General features: G+C 67.9%; 11 protein-coding genes. 7 read left to right on the top strand and 4 right to left on the bottom strand.

Translation table 11 applies throughout. The annotated features are described in order from the left end of the window. Window positions 1-47 precede the first annotated feature (47 nt). Entirely contained in the window at window positions 48-4,025 is a 3,978-nt protein-coding gene (eccCa, locus tag ABD224_RS26245) for a type VII secretion protein EccCa (RefSeq protein ID WP_344054195.1), read from the top strand. Between the two features lie 171 nt (window positions 4,026-4,196). Here eccCa and ABD224_RS26240 read toward each other — a convergent pair whose 3' ends face one another. After that, window positions 4,197-4,496 carry a WXG100 family type VII secretion target gene (locus ABD224_RS26240; RefSeq protein WP_344054193.1) on the bottom strand — a complete coding sequence of 100 codons (300 nt, stop codon included), beginning with the start codon at window positions 4,494-4,496 and terminating at the stop codon, window positions 4,197-4,199. Window positions 4,497-4,568: 72 nt separating this feature from the next. After that, the gene (locus tag ABD224_RS26235) at window positions 4,569-4,916 is read right to left on the bottom strand and encodes a WXG100 family type VII secretion target (protein ID WP_344054191.1); all 348 of its coding nucleotides are present in this window, start codon (window positions 4,914-4,916) and stop codon (window positions 4,569-4,571) included. Between the two features lie 1,102 nt (window positions 4,917-6,018). Here ABD224_RS26235 and ABD224_RS26230 point away from each other — a divergent pair. The 3 genes from ABD224_RS26230 to ABD224_RS26220 all read left to right on the top strand — a co-directional run bounded on the left by ABD224_RS26230 (window position 6,019) and on the right by ABD224_RS26220 (window position 9,582). Beyond that, entirely contained in the window at window positions 6,019-6,534 is a 516-nt protein-coding gene (locus ABD224_RS26230) for a hypothetical protein (RefSeq protein WP_344054189.1), read from the top strand. 117 nt (window positions 6,535-6,651) lie between these two features. Next, a complete protein-coding gene (locus ABD224_RS26225) occupies window positions 6,652-8,958 on the top strand; it encodes a hypothetical protein (protein WP_344054187.1) in 2,307 nt (768 codons plus the stop codon). A gap of 9 nt (window positions 8,959-8,967) precedes the next feature. Next, window positions 8,968-9,582, top strand: coding sequence for a hypothetical protein (locus tag ABD224_RS26220; protein ID WP_344054185.1), 615 nt, complete (start codon window positions 8,968-8,970; stop codon window positions 9,580-9,582). A 359-nt stretch (window positions 9,583-9,941) separates the two neighbouring features. Here the strand turns inward: ABD224_RS26220 and mycP are convergent, their stop codons facing one another. Both mycP and eccB read right to left on the bottom strand, forming a co-directional pair. Further along, a complete protein-coding gene (mycP, locus tag ABD224_RS26215; protein ID WP_425581057.1) occupies window positions 9,942-11,228 on the bottom strand; it encodes a type VII secretion-associated serine protease mycosin in 1,287 nt (428 codons plus the stop codon). Between the two features lie 17 nt (window positions 11,229-11,245). After that, window positions 11,246-12,778 (bottom strand): type VII secretion protein EccB, encoded by a 1,533-nt coding sequence (eccB, locus tag ABD224_RS26210; RefSeq protein ID WP_344054182.1) that lies wholly within the window; start codon window positions 12,776-12,778, stop codon window positions 11,246-11,248. Between the two features lie 185 nt (window positions 12,779-12,963). Between eccB and eccE the strand changes: the two genes are divergently transcribed. The 3 genes from eccE to ABD224_RS26195 form a co-directional block, all read left to right on the top strand. Then, window positions 12,964-14,337 (top strand): type VII secretion protein EccE, encoded by a 1,374-nt coding sequence (gene eccE / locus ABD224_RS26205; RefSeq protein WP_425581056.1) that lies wholly within the window; start codon window positions 12,964-12,966, stop codon window positions 14,335-14,337. A gap of 62 nt (window positions 14,338-14,399) precedes the next feature. Then, window positions 14,400-15,110 carry a hypothetical protein gene (locus ABD224_RS26200; RefSeq protein ID WP_344054223.1) on the top strand — a complete coding sequence of 237 codons (711 nt, stop codon included), beginning with the start codon at window positions 14,400-14,402 and terminating at the stop codon, window positions 15,108-15,110. 384 nt (window positions 15,111-15,494) lie between these two features. Continuing rightward, window positions 15,495-16,287, top strand: a 793-nt coding sequence (locus ABD224_RS26195) for an SCO5717 family growth-regulating ATPase (RefSeq protein ID WP_344054178.1), incomplete at its 3' end; no start/stop codon positions are given.

Raw genomic sequence — 16,287 nt, 5'->3', positions numbered from 1 at the left:
GGGGCGGCGGACAGAACTCCTCGGTCGGGCAAGGGAATTGGTGCGCTGTGAGCCATATCGTCGTCAAGCGTCCACCACGGGCACTGCCGAAGGAGGTGCCCACGGACGAGATCGTGCTGCAGCCCCCACCGGAACTGCCGCGCGGGCAGCAGGAAGGCGTCCTGATGCAACTGCTGCCCATGCTCGGCATGGGCGGCTCGGTGGTGTTCTTCTTCAACCCGCAGGCCCAGCCCTTCATGAAGGTCATGGGGATGGTGATGATCGCCTCCACCATCGCCATGGGCATCGCCATGCTGGTCCGTTACCGCCGCGGCAACCAGGGGCAGCTGGCCGACATCCGCCGCGACTACCTGAGGTATCTGTCACAGGTCCGGCGCACGGTCCTGGACACCGCGCGAGCCCAGCGCGACGCCCAGTACTACCTGCATCCTTCGCCCGGGCAACTGTGGGCGCTGATCGCCGAGGGCAGCAGGGTGTGGGAGAGGCGCCCCGGTGACGAGGACTTCGGACAGGTGCGCGTGGGCCTCGGCCCGCAGGCCCTGGCCTCTCCTCTCGTCCCGCCGGAGACCGCCCCCGTGGACCAGTTGGAGCCGCTGACCGCGAGTGCGATGCAGCGCTTCCTCGCCACCCACAGCACGCTCGAGGACCTGCCCATGGCGATCTCGCTGCGTGCCTTCTCCCATGTGACCGTCAGCGGCGAGCCGGCCACTGTGCGCGGCACGGCCCGTGCCCTCATCGGCTCCCTCGCCGCGCTGCACTCCCCCGAGGACATGCTCGTCGCCGTCGCCGCCCACCGGGACACCGTCCCGGAGTGGGAATGGGCCAAGTGGCTGCCGCACAGCCAGGTCCCGGGCGTCACGGACGGCGCGGGCAGCAGGCGTCTGATCACGACCGACCCGGTGGAGCTGGAGGACCTGCTCGGCAGCCGTCTCGAGGGCCGGCCGCGCTTCCACCCGGAGGGACCGCCCGTTGCCGAGCAGCCGCATCTGGTGATCGTGCTCGACGGTGTCTCCCTGCCGCCCGCGTCCCTGCTGGCCGCCCCCGAGGGACTGCAGGGAGTGACGCTCCTGGAGATCGCGCCCGGAGAGCGCAGCCCCGGGCACGGAGACCTCTCCGTCGTGGTGTGTCCGGACGAGCTGCGGCTGGAGTCCGCCCACGGCATGGTCTACGAGGGGACGCCGGACGTTCTGTCGTACGAGGCCGCGGAGGCACTGGCCCGGCAACTGGCGCCGCTGCGGATCGCGTCGGGCGGGGACGACGACGAACCGCTGCTCGCCAACCTGGAGTTCACCGACCTGCTGAACCTGGGCGACGCCGCCTCCGTCGACCCCCGGCGTACCTGGCGGCCGCGTGCGCAGGCCGAGCGGCTGCGTGTGCCGATCGGCGTCGACGAGGAAGGCCGGCCCGTCATGCTCGACCTCAAGGAGGCGGCCCAGGACGGCATGGGCCCGCACGGCCTCTGTGTGGGCGCCACCGGTTCCGGCAAGTCGGAGCTGCTGCGCACCCTGGTCCTCGGCCTGGCCGTGACCCACTCCTCCGAGACGCTCAACTTCGTCCTCGCCGACTTCAAGGGCGGCGCGACCTTCGCGGGCATGGCCCGGCTGCCGCACGTCGCGGCCGTGATCACCAACCTCGCCGACGACCTCACCCTCGTCGACCGCATGGGCGACTCGATCCGCGGTGAGCTCAACCGCCGTCAGGAGCTGCTCCGCGACGCGGGCAACTACGCCAACATCCACGACTACGAGAAGGCCCGCGCGGCCGGCGCACCGCTCCAGCCGCTGCCCTCACTCGTCCTGGTGATCGACGAGTTCAGCGAGCTGTTGACGGCGAAGCCGGACTTCATCGACATGTTCGTCCAGATCGGCCGTATCGGCCGGTCGCTGGGCGTGCATCTGCTGCTCGCCTCGCAGCGGCTGGAGGAGGGCCGTCTGCGCGGCCTGGAGACCTATCTGTCGTACCGGATCGGTCTGCGCACCTTCTCCGCAGCCGAGTCACGGGCCGCGCTCGGGGTCCCCGACGCCTATGAGCTGCCCAATGTCCCCGGTTCCGGCTTCCTGAAGTACGGCACCGACCAGATGGTGCGCTTCAAGGCCGCGTACGTCTCCGGCGTGTACCGCACGCGTTCCGAGCAGGCGGCCGCGCTCGGCGGGCCGCTCCCGGTCGACCGCAGGCCGGTGCTGTTCACGGCGGCCGAGGTCCCGGTGCGGTACGTGCCGCGACAGCGGGAGGAAGAGGAATCGGAGCACGACGAAAAGCGCGACGAGAGGGACGACGCGTTCGCGGACACCGTGCTCGACGTGATCGTGCGACGGCTGGAGGCCCAGGGCCCGGCCGCGCACCAGGTGTGGCTGCCGCCGCTGGACAGCCCGCCGTCCCTCGACTCGCTGCTGCCCGGGCTCGCCCCGGTGCCCGGCCGCGGTCTGACCCAGCCGGGGTACGAGGGAGCGGGCCGGCTGGTCGTTCCGGTCGGCATCGTCGACAAACCCTACGAGCAGCGGCGGGACCCGCTCTGGGTCGACTTCGGGGGCTCGGCCGGGCACATGCAGATCCTCGGCGGTCCGCAGTCCGGCAAGTCGACGCTGGTGCGCTCCCTGATCGCGGCGTTCGCCCTGACCCACACTCCGCACGAGGTGCAGTTCTACGGGCTGGACTTCGGTGGCGGCGGCATGTCCGCCCTCGCGGGCCTGCCGCACGTGGGCGGTGTGGCCTCCCGGCTGGACCCGGAGAAGGTGCGGCGCACGGCCGCCGAGGTGTACGGCGTGATGACCCGGCGTGAGGAGTACTTCCGCACCGCGGGCATCTCCTCCATCGCCGAGTTCCGCAGCCGTCGTGCCCGGGGGGACATCTCGGTCGCCGACCAGCCGTGGGGTGACGTGTTCCTGGTGATCGACGGCTGGAGCAGCTTCCGCTCGGACTACGAGGCGCTGGAGCCGGTGGTCCTCGACATCGCGGCCCGCGGCCTCGGTTACGGCATCCACCTGATCCTCACCGCCTCACGGTCGATGGAGGTCCGTTCGAACCTGAAGGACCACCTGATGAACCGCCTGGAGCTGCGGCTGGGCGACCCCATGGACTCCGAGTTCGACCGCAAGGTCGCGGCCAATGTGCCGACGGGTGTGCCGGGGCGCGGCCAGACACCGCAGAAGCTGCACTTCATGGCGGCGGTCCCCCGGATCGACGGCCTGTCCTCCGACACGGACCTGGCGGATGCGACGACGGCCCTGGCAACCGAGGTGGCACGCCACTGGGAGGGGCCCGGCGCCCCCGAGGTCCGCCTGCTGCCGCGCCGGTTCTCCGCCGCCCAGCTGCCGCCGGGCGACCGGTTCCCGGACCGGGGCGTCTCCTTCGCCCTCGACGAGGACAACCTCGAGCCGGTGTTCGTGGACTTCGACCAGGACCCGTTCTTCCTGATCTTCGGCGAGAGCGAGTCCGGCAAGTCGAACCTGCTGAAACTGCTCATCAAGAGGCTCACGGAGCGCTACGACGGCGATTCCTGCAAGCTGCTCGTGGTCGACAACCGCCGTTCGCTGCTCGGGGTGACCCCGTCCTCGCATCTGGCGGAGTACGTCCCCATGTCGAACCAGATGCAGCACCACATGGACGCACTGGCCGACCTGATGCAGCGCCGCACGCCTCCCCCGGACGTCACACCCGAGCAGCTGCGCGACCGCAGCTGGTGGCGCGGCCCCACCGTGTACGTGATCATCGACGACTACGACCTGGTCTCCACCTCGAGCGGCAACCCGCTGGCCGGTCTGACGGAGCTGCTGCCCTTCGCCCGGGACGTCGGTGTCCGCTTCATCATCGCCCGCTCCACGGCGGGTGCGGGCCGTGCGGGCTACGAGTCCTTCATGCAGCGCATCAAGGAACTCGGCGCCCAGGGTGTGGTCTTCGCGGGCGACCCCGCCGAGGGAGAACTGCTCGGCGACGTGCGTCCGCGTCCCATGCCGACGGGCCGGGGCGTGTTCGTGTCACGGCGGCAGGTACGGCGGCTGGTGCAGGTGGGATTGGTGGACGACTGATCCATGCCGCGCCGGCGCTGGGCCGGTTCGCTCACTGGAGTGATGGTGTGTTCATGCCGCGCCTGCGGGCGGTACGTGCCCCACGACAGCGCGGCATCGGCCTTCGAAGCACACAAGGGGGTGGGCGCCTCCCGTGCGCGCCCACCCCGGTGCTTCGTTGAGCCGACGTTCCTAGAGGAAGTGGCGGGCGGCCTGCAGGTCGCCCTCCTTGTAGGTGCCGCCGGCCTCATGCACGACCTTGCTGATGGCGGCCAGGGCGGCGTGAATGTCGCCTGCCTCCTTCCTCCACTCAGCCAGCTTCTTGTCGAAGGTGCCCTGGGCGCTGCCCTCCCAGTACTGCCGGCTCTGCATCACCATCTGCTTGAGCTCCTGCAAGTCCTGTTCGAGGATCTTCGCCTCGTTGGAGAGCTGGCTCGCCAACGAGGCAACCCCGCTGTAGGAGACGTTCAATCCGTCGAAATTGCTGGCCATGTCCTCTGCCTCGTCTCACTCGTGTGTGCCTGATGGGCCGGCTGACCGGCCGATTTCCTGAAGCCGCCCGTCTCAGTACGAGCTGATGGGGGACACCGGCACTGTGGGGGCTCCGTGGCGAACGTCGATCTTGTTCACCGCCGCACGCACCTCGTCCTCCTTGGAGTCCTTGATGTCGCGCGTCTTCGTCATCGCCTCGATGACGTCGCCGAGAATGCCGCCGATGCGCTTCAGGGACTCATTGATCTCGTACTGCTTCTTGTCGAACGCGTTACGGCCGACTCCTTCCCACTGGTTCTCGAGACCGTCGATGATCTGCTGCAGGCCGTGCACGCGCTTCCGGATGCTCTCGTACTTCTCGTACATGTCCTTCTGCAGCTTGGTGACTGCCTGATCCTCAAGCCTCTGCCTGTCGGTCATGGCCGCCCTTCCCTTCTTCTGTCTGTTTTCTGACTCGGTGTCTGTTCTCTGGTCCTGCTGTGTTGGCCCTGCTGTGCCGGCTCACCGCCGAGATGCCGGCGAGCACATCCGCGGTGCCTTCGGGCACTGGCTCTTCCGAGCCCGTCCGATGAGCTTTTGTAGCCTCCGGTTCAGACAGTCGACGCCCTCACTCGCGCGTCACGCCCGCATGGACGGTGAAGCCTCTGCCGTCGATCGCGGTCCCTGCCGCCGCGGCTTCCGGTACGTCCCGGAGTGTGCTGCTGTGACCGGGCGTTGCAGGAGAAGAGGTCACCGAAGAGCCCACCATCGCCACGTCGTTCCCCGACACCACGGGCGAGGTCCGTGAACGGGTTCCACGGAGAAGTCCATGGAGAAACCCGCCCAAGTCCGCGTCGCGCTGGTTGCCGGCCCTGTTCACAGGTTTCCGCTCCGCCCGCCGCCGGTGCGCCCGCCTTCAGGCCGAAGTGCCCTGGTCTCTGCCTGAATCTCCCGGAAGCGCCGACGTCGCTCCTCTTCGAGTGCGAAGCCGTTCCCAAGAGCACCGACCGACGACTTCGGGTCACACCGAACCGAGTCCCCTGGCTGCACGAACGTGGTCGGCGTTCCAGCACCGGCCCCCAGGTACGCCGCCCTGGCGGTCGACACGCCCCCCATCATGTCCGCCGGAAGCACGCCTTACCTCCCCGTTTCCCCGTATGCGCATCAGCCGAGACCGGCCGGCCGCTCTCCACACGATCGCAAAGCAGGCCGCGCCTCACCACGCATGCGCCACTCTAGCCACCCCGCACATCCCGACCAACCAGGATGTGCCCCAGCAGTCCGCAACCCACCGTCGACAGAAGTGATTTGCGACAACTTGCCAATGTGCTGCGAAGCACGTGACGCATCGTCAGAGCTCGCAAGAACCGCACTGCTTATGCTGAGCGCAGGTGCAACAGACGACCTGAAAACCGTTGCGACATTCAACGAGTTGCGCGCGAAAGGAGTATGGCCTGCAACACCATGCCGACTGTCGCACCGACGCGGCAGTATCTGCCTGTACGGACAGCGAAGGCCGAACTCACGGGGGAAGGGAACCACCATGGCTTGGGAAGAGTGGGAGAGCCTCAAGGCTCAGGCAGCCGAACGGCGTTCGACACAGATGCAGTTGAACCAGGTAGACGGCGGCGACGGCCGGTACGGTTCCCCCGCATTGCCGGACAAGTACGGCGATCTGAAGGTCAAGAACACAGAACTTCAGAAAATCGGCAAGTCCGCGCACCACCTGTACAACCAGCTGTGGGACAAGGCCCGTGTCGCCCTCCCCAGTAGCGACTCCGCTGCTGCGGACCTGTCGAAGCAGGGCTTCGCACTTGGCGTCGGCCTGCAACATGTGTCGAACCGCTGGGAGGAGCAGCTCAAGTCCTTGATGGACGCGTGCGCGCACATCTCGAATCACATGCGGCTCACCAAGAAGTTGCATGCCGGCGACGACGGCTACATCCAGCGCAAGATGAGCAGCATCGATGTCCTGGACGCGGGCTTCGACGAACGAGTCGGCAAGCCAGGCAGCAAGAACCCCATTTATGGCTCACCTCCCAAGAAGAAGGAGGAGTAGAGGCACTCCGGAAGACCGCATGGCGCCATTCACAGCTGCCCGCTCTTCCTCGTCCTCGCTCCCCACCGATACCAGGATCACTTGACTGTCGCTACCAGCCCCAAGAAACGAAGGCCGATGGACCTCGATACCCTGCGCCATGCCAACTTCAAGCTGCTCGACGACGCTGTCGCCGACTGGACGCTGCTCGTCAACCATCTGGCAGAACTGAAGAAGGATGCCGAGGACAATCTCCGCACGGCTGCCAACAAAGCAGAGTGGGCCGGCGTGAACGCCCAAGTGTCCAAGGGGTTCATCGGCAAGACCGCCGGGGAGTTCGCTGACGCCCACACCCAGGCCACAACGATCCGGAACATCCTTCGTGACACCTATGGTGAGCTGAAGGGCTATCACCGACAGCTCATCGAAGCCATCAGCCGCGGGGAGAAGAAGGGCATCAGAGTCGTCAGCAGCAAGGGCGGCTTCACCGTCTCGGCAAGCGACCCTTCGGACGGCGGAGACAGCAAGGCAAGCCAGGCGGACGTCGTAGCTCTTCGAGACGAGATCCAAGGCATCCTCGAGAAAGCCACCGAGAGCGACAACTCGGCCAGTACCATCCTCCAGGCTATCGCAAACCAGAGCAAACTGGGCTTCTCGGAGGCCAGTTACAAGGACCGGGACTCGGCGGCAGCAGCCATCAAGGAAGCCGATACGCTGGCCAAGCTGGCAGCCAAGAAGCCCGAGGATCTCACGGTCGATGATTTCGACCGTCTGAACGCCGGGCTGAAGAAGTATGCCAATGACTCATTGTTCGCTGAGCGCTTCGCCACAGGTCTGGGGCCAAAGAAAGTGTTGGAGTTCTGGGCCGGCCTCAACGATCCAGCTAGGGGCAACTATGAGCTGGGACACAAACGACTCGACCAGTTCGACGACCTACAGCGCAATCTGGGACTGACGCTTGCCCACGCCACGCAGAGCGACTCGGTGGGGATGACCGAGTGGAAGCGCACGATGGTCGATATCGGCGATAAACCACTCTACGGCAACCACGGTGGCCCCATGGGTTTCCAGGTCATGAGCAACCTGATGCGAACCGGAGACTACGACGACCAGTTCCTGAAGGACTACGGAACCAAGCTCATGGAGACTGAGCGCAAGCTCACCGGAAACGGGCGCCACGGCAATGCTGCCTGGCAACACCTCGGTGTTTCTCCAGTTCTTAACCGGATCGGTAAGGACAGCGGCTCTGATCCGCTCACCGGATACCTGAAGGGTCTCTCCAACAGTCCGGACGCAGCAACCGACTTCTTCAACCAGCAGTACATCTCCAAGCACGACGAGAACAACCCATTCGAGCGGGACACCGACGGCAACGGCAAGAAGGGCAAGGTCTCACTGTCCAACTTCCAGTATCTGTTCGAGGAACGGAAGTGGCCGGAGGAGACAGACTCCCAGGGGAACGAGCTGCACACCGGTAAGAACAACCTTGCACTCGCCTTGGAGGCAGCGACTACGGGGCACCCGGCAGGTGAACAACCGACAGCAGATACTCCTGCTCACAATGCGGGCCAGGCAAAACTCATGACGAGTATCGTGCGCTCAGTGTCAGAGGACCTCACACGCCTGACTGACAATTCCTACATGTCGGACAGCATGGGCCAGATCGCCGCCGAATACATGCCTGACATTAACCGGCAGTTGTATGCGGGCCACGTTGCGGAGAAAGACCTGTTCCCCGTCGCAGGCACCGCCGCTTCCCCAAGCTCAAACGACCTCACTCGGTTTCTGTACGCCGTTGGCCGCAACCCAGAGGGCTACGCCGCAGTGACCCTCGGACAGCACAGCTACACGACGAACCTGATGGAGTACCACTTCCGAAATCCCGACGCTTACATCGTCGACCCTAACTTTCCTCAGAGTGATCGCCTCAAACAAGGGATCGAAGACATCGCCAGAACTGCTGGCCAGGTCGCAGGCATCATCGGTGCCGGTCGTGCGTACGAAAATGAGGTGAAAGGCGCTACCAAGGACGCCGAGTACAACGCAGCAATCGAGGCAGCCGGAACGTGGGGTGGCACTGCCGTAGGAATCGGCGTCGGTTTGGCGTCGGAACCGCTCGTGGGCCCTGGCGGCGTCATCGTCGGCGACATGGCAAGTACTGCTGCGGACGAGATCATCGGTGCCATCGTCGAGGGTTCCTTGAAGGACAGCTCCGGCGAAGTCATCTACCGCAACGGAGAAAAGTTTGAGAGCACCAAGGAGTCGACCTACAAAATGGTCGAAGAAGCAGCGCAGAAGGCCGGAACCAGAGCTGGTCGCCGCTACCCCTTGATTGAGGCCTCCGTGGCCACCTCCGCCCAGTCCGGCTTTGACAGCGCACGCACGAATATTCACGATTACCTCGATGGCGAGGGAATTCCTCGGCAACTCGACACGGAAGACTAAATGTTGAGATTGAACCGCACCAAGATTTTTTTCATTACAGGGATTGCACTTACACTGACGCTCGCTGCCGGATTGGCATACACTTTCAAACTGCCACCCTTTAAAAAAAGAGGCGAGATCAGGGCAGAGGATGTGTGCGCGTCACTCGGCAACGCATCGCGCGCCGCAACTGCACTTACAGGCGTATTGCCGGAGAAGTCCTCCTATTCATTCCAGGACAATGCGACAGACTTGCGCACCGACGAGTCGGATGACTTTTATCAGACCGCATGCTTCGTCTATGGAGACGGCAAACAACTTCTGGTGGCGCGGACTGATATGTTGGAGTACGAAACAACAGAGAGATGGCAGAAGGAGGCCGTTGAGCAATTCGTTTCTGCGTCATCAATCCTGCCCTTTGCCGCCGGAGACAAGGCTGTTGCCTCCGACAAAATTGCTGCCATCTATGTGCCGTGTGCTTCACATGGGATCCGCCGTCATCTAAGCGTCGTTGTCCGGTTGAAGAAGCAGGGCGACGCTTCTGCGTCGGATCTTCGAGCGAAGCTGATCGATCTGGCGGAGAACGCTGCCGTGCACGCTCACATGAAGGCCAAGTGCGACAGGCCGTCAAAGCTCCGCGAGTGACGTTGCTGAACCGCATGAAAGTAAGCGGCATGAGTGTGATTTAGCTGGAAGGCTCGACGCCACCGTTTCGCTGTCGCCCGTGTGTTTGCGAGTAACATGCAGGCAGAAGATCTTGTTTGTCGCTGCGGCCGCGATGCGGGAATGAAGCTTCGGTAGACGCTGCCAGGCCAGCGAGGAGGGCGTTCACTCCCGGACGGAAGTGCGGCGCCGCCCCATGAGCTGCCGTTCAGGTTCCGTGTGGTTTCGTCCTCCGCGCTCATCAGTTCATGTTCATGGCCAGCCGCCAACGGGACGCGGGCGTTTGTGCAGGTGCCGATAGCGGACAGGGCTGGGACGAAGCTGACCCCCTGTCATCGTCGTCATGCCTCCCCTCCCGCGCCTCTGTGCCCGTGCCGCCGTCGTGCGTCCCGTACCGCCACTGCCGTTCCGCTCAGGACTGCTGTCACAACCAGGCTGCCGACCGTCACATAGGTGGCCAGGCGCTGGTTGCGTTCGTCGGGGGTTTCGCCGAAGTGCAAGGGAGTCACCGAGGGAGCCTTGGCGCGGGTGACGCCTTCCCGGGCCTCGGGTGACTCCACGGGGTGGGCGGGGTCCACGTCCGTCAGGGCCCTGACCGGGTCGACCACGCCCCAGCCGACCAGGCGGTCGTGGCCCGCGATCGAGCGTTCCGCGGTCTGCTCGATCTGGGCGACGATCTGCTGGGCCGTCCACTGGGGGTACTTGGCCTTCAGCAGGGCCGCCACCGCGGCGACATAGGGGGCGGAGAAGCTGGTGCCGTTGTCGGAGCAGTGGCCGCCGCCGGGAACCGTGGAGATCATGTCGACGCCGGGGGCCGCGACTCCGACGAACTCCCCCGACTGGGAGAAGGGGGCGCGTTCGTTGTTGCGGTCGGAGGCCGCCACCGCGAGGACGCCCTTGTACGACGCCGGGTAGGTGGGCTTGACGTTGCCGCCCAGGCCGTCGTTGCCGGCCGAGGCGACCACCACGACCTCCCGGTCGAGGGCGTAGTTCACCGCCTGTTCCAGGCGGATGTCGGGTCTGACGGCGTTGGCCGTGTCCTGGGAGATGTTGATGACGTCGGCGCCCGCGTCCACCGCGTCGCGGATCGCCTGGGCGAGTGTGGCGGCCGTTCCGTCTCCCTCCGCGTTGTTCTGTTTCATCGGGATGATCGTCGCGTCCGGTGCCAGGCCCACGAAGCCCGTGTTCCTGGCGGGACGGGCCGCGATGATGCCGGCCACGCGTGTGCCGTGGCCGACGGTGTCGGTGGTTCCCCGGTTGTCACCGCGTTCGATCTTCTCGCCCTTGGCGTTCTTGGCGGGCAGATAGTTCCTGCCCTTGGAGGCGTCGACGGCCGGCTTCAGCTGCGGGTGCCGGATGTCGACTCCTGTGTCGATCACGGCGACCCGGACGCCTTTGCCCGTGGACTGCGCCCACAGCTCGTCCAGGTTGACCCGCTGCAGGGCCCAGGGGCGGCCCCGGTACGGCTTCGACGGGAAGGTGCACTGGCCGCTGTCCGCCCGGGCGGCGGTCGCGGGCAGGACGAGGACATGGGCTGCCGCCATGAGCGCGACGGCCGCGGCCAGGGCCGCCGTCCGGGGCGCGGTTGCGGTGCGCCTGCGGCGGCCGGGAACGGGTGCCTTCGGCATGTCGGTCTCCTTCGCGGCTACGAGCCCTGCGGCTGCCGTGCCGCGGCCTCCGACAGGCGCGGGCCGGTCGGCAGGAACGTCGACCACTCCGCGGGAACGGGCGCCGGCTCGACCCGTTCGTAGCCGAGCCGGGTCTGGGCGATCCTCGCCTCCGTGAGGGCCTCCTTGCGCCGCTGGGCGGAGGTGCCGATGCCCTTGTCGTCGGTGGCGCTGTCGCTGTTGGACTGCAGGGCGTAGCGCAGGCCCGTGTCGGTCACCAGGAAGATGCCGCCCGCCTGTGTCTCCGTGCCCTGGAACTGCCGGAAGAGCAGCCCCGAGCCGGGAGTGACGTACGCGCTGGAGGAGCCGGTGGGCAGTTGCGCGGGGAAGCCGGTGCCCGCCCAGGTGGACAGGGTCGTCCGGCCCCGGCTGTCGACGGAGCGCAGGACCGCGCAGACGGTGTTGCGTCCAAAGGTCGTGCTGCCTCCGTCGTTCACTGTCCTCGGTTTGTGCGTCGGCCAGTTCCTGTCCCCGGCGAACGTCGTGGTGTCGGTCACCGCGCCGGGGCTGACCTGCTGGGCCTCACCCGCCTGGCCGACGGCGACCAGGGCGCTGCTGTTGAGCAGCAGGGTGGCGGTGAACTCGGAGACGCGGGCCACGCGGCCGGGCAGCACGACGTAGTACTGCATCCGCCGGCCGTCGTACGCCTTGATGACCATGCCGACTTTGTCGTACTTGTCGTACTCCTGCACTCCTCGGAACGCGCCCGCCGGGGCACCCGGCGGGCCGTCAATCTCCGGGATCTCGATCGGATCCCCTTTGTGGAGGGTTGCGAGCCACTGCTGGGAGACACGCTGCGGGGCGCGGCCCTGGGTGTCGAGGGCCTTGAGCAGTTCCTTGTCGGCCGGATTTTTCAGCGGGTACGCGGTCCCGCCCGCGTCGACGACGTACTGGCTCTTCCCGTCGGGGCCGACGACGTACATCAGGTCGCCGCCCGAGAGCTTCTCCCTTCCCTCCGTCCTGGACCACTCCTTCTCGGCGAGGACGAACGCCGCCTTCTGGATGGCCCGGCCGCCGTCGCCGGGACGTTCGCAGACCATCCAGCGTTTGGGGGACCCGGCCTCGCCGGCCGTCGGCAGCCGGTCGGGGGCGTAGGGGATGCCGATCGTGGCGCCGTGCGGGAGCCTGCCGCTGTCGAGGACCTCCTCGTCGACGGTGATGACGCTGTTCTTGCCCGGGTCCAGCAGGAGTTTCGCGGAGGTCATGTTCAGGACCGGGTGCAGCTGGGTCTGCTTGCCCGTCCTCAGCACCACGTAGCGTGTGGTCGACCGGCTGGCGACGATGACGTGTTCCCCGGGTTCGTCCCAGCCCTTGGGCGCCGTCGGGCTGAACAGGCCGACGGCGCCGAACACCGCGACGAGCACCACGCCGATGACGGCACCGGGCACGATCGCGCTCAGCGGCTTGGGGGCGTCTTCCTCCGTGCCCGACGGCGAGGGCCGGAGAAAGGACGCGATCATGCGGCGCTTCGCGAAGGTGTAGGCGTTGAGTTCGTCCCGCCGTGATGCCATCTGTTTCCGCTCTCTCCCCGTGCGGAGCCGAGAAGGGCTCGTGGAGGTCCGGCATGTGCACCAGTCCCCCGTTCCTCGGCTTTCTCCGGTGCCTCAACTGTCAACACCGGCCCCTACTATGCCTGTTGCGCGGCACTGGTTGCGGCACGGGTAGGGTGCTGGAGCCGTGAGGCAGCGGTGCGCGAATGTTCTCGGAAGAGTTCGGGGGATTTGGAGTGGCGGCACCCACAGTACGGACCCGATCGCGATCGCAAGCACGGGCACGTTCCGGTGACGCACGGCAGCCGGCTGCCCACGACGTCCGTCCCGCCGCCCCGCCTGCCGCACCGGCCCAAGGCTCCTTCACTCCGCAGCCGAGGTCCCGCGCGGGACGCGGAAGTTCACTGACGCTGCAGCGGCTCGTCCTGCTGGAGGCGGCCGTCGCGCTGCTGCTCTGCGGAGGGGCGGCGGGGCCGTTCGCGCTCGTACCGGCGAGCGTCGTCGCCGTCGCCCTCCTGGCCCTGGCCTTCGTACGCCGCCGTGGGCGCGCCCTGCCGGAATGGCTGGGCACCCTGCTCGCCCTGCGGGCCCGCAGGCGGCGGGCCGCGAGCACTCCGGTGCCGCCGGACGTCGAGCCCGGTTTCGCCCCTGCCGTCGAGTGCGACCCCAGCCTGCGCACCTGCTCCTACAGCGGCCGGGACCGGCGTCCCGTCGGGATGGTCGGGGACGGGACCTTTCTCAGCGCCGTCGTGCAGGTGGAGGCCGCTGTCACGGCGCTGCGGGCCGAGCGGGAGCGGCAGCCGTTGCCGGTCAAGCTGGTGCGGGACGCGCTGGAGGTGGACGACATACGGCTGGAGTCGGCGCAGATCGTGCTGCACACGCAGCCCGCGCCGGCGCTGCACCTGGCCCAGCACTCGGTGGCCGTGACCAACTACGCGCCGCTGCAGGCGCAGACCGGTGCGCCCGCGGTGCGCCTCACCTGGATCGCGCTGAAGCTCGACCCGGAACTGTGCCGGGAGGCGGTGAAGGCCCGCGGCGGAGGGCTGGTGGGGGCGCAGAAGTGCCTTGTGCGCGCCGCCGATCACCTCGCCAGCCGGCTGACGGGAGCCGGGTTCCGTACGACCCTGCTCGACGAGGAGGAGCTGACCGCCGCCATCGCCACGTCCGTGTGTGCCGATCCGCTGGTGACGGCGGAGGCCGGACGGAGCGGGACGCGGGAGCGGCGGACGGAGGAGTCCGGCCGCAACTGGCGCTGCGACAACCGCCGCCACACCACCTACTGGATCCGGCGCTGGCCCCGGCTGGGCGGCCCGGGCCCGTCGCTGCCCCAGGTCGTGGCACTGCTCACCAGTGTGCCGGCGCTCGCCACGACGTTCAGTCTCACGCTCTCGCGCGCAAAGCGGCAGAAGACGGCGCTGTGCGGGCATGTGCGGGTCACCGGGCGCAGTGACGACGAACTGGTGGCCGCCCGCCGCATGCTGGAGGACGCCGCGCGGCAGGCGGGCGTGGGACTCGCTCGTCTGGACCGGGAACAGGTGCCCGGAGTGCTCGCCACACTGCCCCTCGGAGGTGCCCGGTGACCACTGTGACCCCGCGGACGGCCGATCCTTCGGGTGCGGTTCCGCCTTCTGCCGCCGAGCGGATGCGCGGACGGCTGCGCAGCGGTTTCGGGCTGATCGGTCCGCGGCACGGACGCCACACGCTCTCCGCGGAGCAGGTGGACACGCTCGCGCTGCCCCTCGGGGACGACGGTGTCGTCATCGGCGTGGGTGCCGGGGGACAGCCCGCCGTCCTGGGGATCAACCGGCCCACGCCGTACGACATCCTGCTCATCGGCGGCCTGTGGACGGCACAGGTCCTCGCCCTGCGTGCGGCGGCCACCGGGGCGCGTGTCGCCGTGGAGACGGGCCGGCCCCAGTCCTGGGCGCGGATGGTGCACGCCATGGGCGGGGGGCAGAACGGCCTGGCCGTGTACGACGTGGGCCGGGTGCCCCCGCAGGGCGCGTCGGCCGGTACGCCCGTGCTGGTCGTACGGGACTGCGGGATGCGCCCGCCGCGCGGCCGTGTCGTGTCGGGCCCCTGGCAGTCGGTGCTGACCCTGCTGCCGTACCTGAGTCCGGTGGCCCCTCGGCTGATACGGCAGGCGCGGCTCGTCGGCGTCCAGCGGATCTCGCCGGACGAGGCGGCCGTTCTGAACCGCACCATGGCGCTGCCGCGGGCGGACGTGGAGTCCTTGCCGACGCTCGCCGACGGTGTCACGCTGTGGTGCGCCGACCGGGACCGGCAGTACGTGGTGACCCAACCCACCGAAACCGAGATCGGATTGTTGGGCACACCGCGCCGGCTCGACTGAACTGCCTCCTTTCTCCAGCTTTTTGCCCCTTTTCCGCCCCCTTCTCGCCTTGTCGCCCTGTCGCTTTCCCGCCTTCCTGCCGCCCTCGCTCCCCCTCTCGTCGCCCCGTTCGGGCCTGATGCGGTGCGGTGCCGGCCGCTCACGTCGCCCTCGGGGCAGGCGTGACCCGACGGGCGTGTGCCGGGAGGCGGACGGGCCTGCCGGGGTGTGGTCCGTGGTGATTAGGCTGGGAGCGGACGCGACGTCAATACCCGTGGACCGGGCGTCGACGGCCCGGGGGAGAACCGGTGGATCGGACGGCCTCGCGCGACTACGGATGACTCGGAACGACACGACATGGTCGCCCCGGCGGCATGAGGGTGCTCGACCACACCAGGAGGAACTGTGAACAGCGATCGGGACGGGATCCGCGGGGGCTGGGACACACCCGGCGATGACCAACCCGACGCGGAGTCGGCCATCGAGACGACCGGCGAGTTCACCATCGACTACGCGCCGCCCGCCTGGTACATGCAGAACACGTCGGGGGGTTCGGAGTCCGAGGCCGAGGAAACGGAGGAGGCGGAGGAGTCCTCCGGTTCCCCGGTCCCGCCAAAGTCTCCTGCCGCTCCGGTGGAGTCCGCTGTTCCGAGCGGGCCGGTGCCCGGGGCGGTTCCGCCTCCGCCGGTTCCCGCACCGGGAGTGCCCTCCGCTCCGCCGGCGGGGCCGTACGCATCGCCTCCGGCGTTCCAGCCGGGCGGTGCCCCCACGCCGCCCGTGCCTCCCGTACCGCCTGCGCCGCCCGTGCCGCCGGAGGGGAACCCGGTGGCCGTGCCGGATCTTCCGGAGGGCAGCGGCTTCGAGCCGAAGGAACAGGGCGAGGCGTCCAGGACCGAGCCGCGGAAGGGCGAGTCCGTCGCGCCGGCGGATGGGGAGAGCCCGGCCGCACAGGACGCGGGGTCGGACGAGCAGGGCGCGGAAGGCGAGGCCGGCTCCGCCGACGGGACCGAGGCGGCGAAGACCGCCGGGGCGTCCGGTGGCTCCGAGTCCGCCGAGGGCGAGCCGGACGAGGCCGCGGGCTCCCCGGCCGCGGACACGGACGCGTCGCGGTCCGCGGAGGCCGAGGCGGCGGGGACCGGCGACCCGGAGGCCGCTTCGGCCGACGCCGGATCCGCGGACGGCGCGACCGAGGAGTCCG

The organism is Streptomyces thermoalcalitolerans, assembly GCF_039525155.1.
Lineage (GTDB): Bacteria > Actinomycetota > Actinomycetes > Streptomycetales > Streptomycetaceae > Streptomyces > Streptomyces thermovulgaris.
This window is presented reverse-complemented; position numbering and strand designations above follow the sequence as displayed.

Bases quoted from the DNA above. Each gene is read 5' to 3' on its own strand.
- ABD224_RS26230 (WP_344054189.1), top strand. From the start codon at position 6,019: ATGGCTTGGGAAGAGTGGGAGAGCCTCAAGGCTCAGGCAGCCGAACGG.
- ABD224_RS26240 (WP_344054193.1), bottom strand. From the start codon at position 4,496: ATGGCCAGCAATTTCGACGGATTGAACGTCTCCTACAGCGGGGTTGCC.
- eccB (WP_344054182.1), bottom strand. From the start codon at position 12,778: ATGGCATCACGGCGGGACGAACTCAACGCCTACACCTTCGCGAAGCGC.
- ABD224_RS26235 (WP_344054191.1), bottom strand. From the start codon at position 4,916: ATGACCGACAGGCAGAGGCTTGAGGATCAGGCAGTCACCAAGCTGCAG.
- ABD224_RS26225 (WP_344054187.1), top strand. From the start codon at position 6,652: ATGGACCTCGATACCCTGCGCCATGCCAACTTCAAGCTGCTCGACGAC.
- mycP (WP_425581057.1), bottom strand. From the start codon at position 11,228: ATGCCGAAGGCACCCGTTCCCGGCCGCCGCAGGCGCACCGCAACCGCG.
- eccE (WP_425581056.1), top strand. From the start codon at position 12,964: ATGTTCTCGGAAGAGTTCGGGGGATTTGGAGTGGCGGCACCCACAGTA.
- ABD224_RS26200 (WP_344054223.1), top strand. From the start codon at position 14,400: ATGCGCGGACGGCTGCGCAGCGGTTTCGGGCTGATCGGTCCGCGGCAC.